The sequence below is a fragment of the Candidatus Thiothrix phosphatis genome, from assembly GCF_035668035.1.
GTDB lineage: Bacteria > Pseudomonadota > Gammaproteobacteria > Thiotrichales > Thiotrichaceae > Thiothrix > Thiothrix phosphatis.
In genome coordinates, this window is sequence record NZ_JAYMYJ010000055.1 from 1 (window position 1) to 2,902 (window position 2,902).

Consider the following 2,902-nt stretch of genomic DNA (forward strand, 5'->3'; position numbering starts at 1 on the left):
CTGCCACGCCGGGGCAGTACAAAACGCAGCCGAACCATGTGCTGCAACAGGATGGTTCCATCCACCATTACGTCGAGCCGTTGCAGGTTCCGCTGGAAATGCAGCAGTTGTGCGAATGGGTGAACGCTCAGATGGGTCAGCTTCACGCCGTTACGGTAGCGGGGATTGCCCATTACAACATGGTGCGGATTCACCCCTTTGACGATGGTAACGGGCGTGGGGCACGAATACTGATGAACCTGATTTTGCTGATACAGGGCTATACGCCTGTGATTGTACGTAACGTCAAACGGCGGATTTATCTACAAGCTCTGGCAAAGGCGGATACTGGTGATATTGAACCGTTTCTGGAATTCATCGCCGATTCCATGCTGGATACGCAGCAGGTCATCATGACAACATTACGTTAAGCGTTTGTTATCCAAGCAAACTTATGTCGCCCATGAGTGCTTGGTGGACTGTGCTATCCTAGCTACGTTGCATAATCTTTGAAGGACAAACCATGCCGGATTCAACCGACAATCTGCTCAAGCAAATCACTCTCGGTGAGGATTCCACGCTTGAATTGAAGCGGGTTGAGTTCAAGGGCGGGCAGGTCAGCGCACCGCACCGTAATGGTATGGCGGACGAGATGCCTGCAAATTCGTCGAACGCAATATGCGGGTGTATGCAGTCAAGAAACCTAACCGTATTGAAACACCGCAGTTTTCCCTGAATGCAGTGTTTGAGGCGATCGTGAATGCCGTTGCCCACCGCGATTATTCCATCTACGGCTCTAAAATCCGCTTGCATGTGTTTGCAGACCGTCTGGAGTTGTTTTCACCGGACCCCAACACCATGACAGTGGACAGTCTGCCAGAACGCCAATCAGCCAGGAATGAACTGTTATGTTCCCTGTTAGCGAAATGTCCAATGAATGTGGACGCTATCGGTTCACAACGGAATTTCATTATGGATAAACGGGGCGAAGGCGTACCAATCATTCTCTCAGAAAGTAAACATTTGTCGGGCAAGCGTCCGGTTTATCGCCTGATTGATGATGCGGAATTGCTGTTGACGATTTTCGCCGCGCCGTCGCCGCACGGGGACTAAACGTTTACTGCCCCACGGCCATTTGGTTTTATCACTCGCCATACGGTCTTGTTGAGAAACTAGCCTTAAGCCATCACCGACCGCATCGACACCACATTCCCCATCTCGGCATAACGCTGTTCCTGCAAACGTTCCTTCGCTATTTCCAGCAAGGATTTCACGCTCAGGCGGTCATTGCTGTCGATATCGACTAGCGTCTGCAAACGGCCAACCGCATCCGGCAGTTCACCCAAGCGCATTTCCAGGTAGCCCGCGCCTTTGTGCGCCATCAGGTAGAAGCGGGTCAGGGTCATGGACACCAGCACGCCCTGCCCCAGATGCAGGCGGGTCAGGTGCCGCCAGTCTTCCGGCAGGTTCAGGCGCTTGCCGCTAACGGTGATGGCTTTCTGCGCCACGCGCAACGCATCCGGCAGGCGATGCTGGTAATAAAAATAGCGGTACAGCGCAACCAGCACATTCAGGTCTTCCGGTGCCAAGAAATAGGCGCGCATCAGCAAGGTTTCGGCTTCAGGCTCCGGATAAAGGCTGGCCGCTTCCTCCAGCAGCCCGGCCACCTCCGGATCAATGGCGGCGTTGAAATAAAGGTCTTCGGCTTCAAAATCCTGTAGGTCCATTGTTATCGTTTCCTGTTTTTTTAAAATAAATGGGCTGGACGTCCACCTGTTGCAGCAAATCGTCATCACACAGGTCGCGGGCGTCGCAATGGTTGCACTCGTCGCCCGTCTCCTCCTCAGGAACGTGCAGGCAACCGCGTTTCCCGGCGTTTTCTTCCAGCATGCGGATACGGTCCAACAAGCACTGGATGGCTCCCGCCACCGGGTCGGGAATCAGGTGATGGTTCAGGTCAATGCCTTCCGGGTTGTCGTTGCGGGCGACCTTGCGCTGCACGACTTTGGCGGGAATGCCGACCACGGTTTTGTCCGCCGGAACATTGCGCACGACGACGGAATTGGCCCCCACCCGCACGTCGCTGCCCAGTTCGATCGGCCCCAAGATTTTGGCGCCTGCGCCCACCACCACGCGGTCGCCCAACGTGGGATGGCGCTTGCCCTTGTTCCAGGACACGCCGCCGAGCGTGACGCCGTGGTAGAGCGTTACATCGTCGCCAATTTCGGCGGTTTCGCCTATCACCACGCAGGCCCCGTGGTCGATGAAAAAGCGCCTGCCGATTTTCGCGCCGGGGTGTATATCGATATTGGTCAACCAGCGCGCAAAATAGGAAATAAAGCGTGGAAAATAGCGCCATCCCCGTTTCCATAAGCTATGCGCGACACGTTGCAGGCTGACGGCGTGGATGCCGGGGTACAGGGTCGCCACCTCCCAACGGGAGCGGGCAGCGGGGTCACGTTGGAAGACGCAGGTGATGTCTTCGCGGATCAACCCCCACAGCGAGGGGTTACGGTCTTTCCCCCCCATCCCCAGCCCTTCCACCGCAAGGGAGGAAGGGGGCGAAGAAGTGCCTTCTGGCAAGAGCTTTTTGCTCCCTCCACCCTTGCGGGGGAGGGTCAGGGCGGGGGGGAATTCCTGTGTTTCTTCTAATGGCATACTTCACACCCTTGCACCTGCGTCTGTTGCAGGAACCCATACAAATCTTCCACGCCCGGCGGCTGCTTGTGGCTGGTGGAATAACGCCGCACCAGCGCCAGAATCGCTTCTGCCTGCGCCTGGCTGAGGTCGACGCCGAGCGCAGCGTAAGCCCGCAACACCCCATGCGTGCCGGAATGCTTGCCCAACACCAACTGGTGATGACGCCCAATTTCCGCCGGGTCAAAGCCCTGGTAGTTATGGGAGTCTTTCAGCAAGCCGTCGA

General features: G+C 56.3%; 5 protein-coding genes. 2 read left to right on the forward strand and 3 right to left on the reverse strand.

The annotated features are described in order from the left end of the window. Positions 1-410: Fic family protein (locus VSS37_RS07020; protein WP_324694093.1), on the forward strand; the 410-nt coding region annotated here is incomplete at its 5' end. A 247-nt stretch (positions 411-657) separates the two neighbouring features. Beyond that, positions 658-1,092 (forward strand): ATP-binding protein, encoded by a 435-nt coding sequence (locus VSS37_RS07025; protein WP_324694094.1) that lies wholly within the window; start codon positions 658-660, stop codon positions 1,090-1,092. Positions 1,093-1,157: 65 nt separating this feature from the next. On the opposite strand, the gene VSS37_RS07030 is transcribed toward VSS37_RS07025, so the two are convergent. From VSS37_RS07030 to VSS37_RS07040, 3 genes are all read right to left on the reverse strand, one after another. Then, the gene (locus VSS37_RS07030; RefSeq protein ID WP_324694095.1) at positions 1,158-1,706 is read right to left on the reverse strand and encodes a hypothetical protein; all 549 of its coding nucleotides are present in this window, start codon (positions 1,704-1,706) and stop codon (positions 1,158-1,160) included. Further along, positions 1,687-2,508, reverse strand: a complete 822-nt coding sequence (gene cysE, locus VSS37_RS07035) for a serine O-acetyltransferase (RefSeq protein ID WP_324694096.1) — start codon at positions 2,506-2,508, stop codon at positions 1,687-1,689. Before cysE ends, VSS37_RS07030 begins: the two co-directional genes overlap by 20 nt. Positions 2,509-2,627: 119 nt before the next feature. Further along, on the reverse strand, positions 2,628-2,902 hold a 275-nt coding region (locus VSS37_RS07040; protein WP_445971475.1), incomplete at its 5' end, for a homocitrate synthase/isopropylmalate synthase family protein.

Bases quoted from the DNA above. Each gene is read 5' to 3' on its own strand.
- VSS37_RS07025 (WP_324694094.1), top strand. From the start codon at position 658: ATGCGGGTGTATGCAGTCAAGAAACCTAACCGTATTGAAACACCGCAG.
- cysE (WP_324694096.1), bottom strand. From the start codon at position 2,508: ATGGGGGGGAAAGACCGTAACCCCTCGCTGTGGGGGTTGATCCGCGAA.
- VSS37_RS07030 (WP_324694095.1), bottom strand. From the start codon at position 1,706: ATGGACCTACAGGATTTTGAAGCCGAAGACCTTTATTTCAACGCCGCC.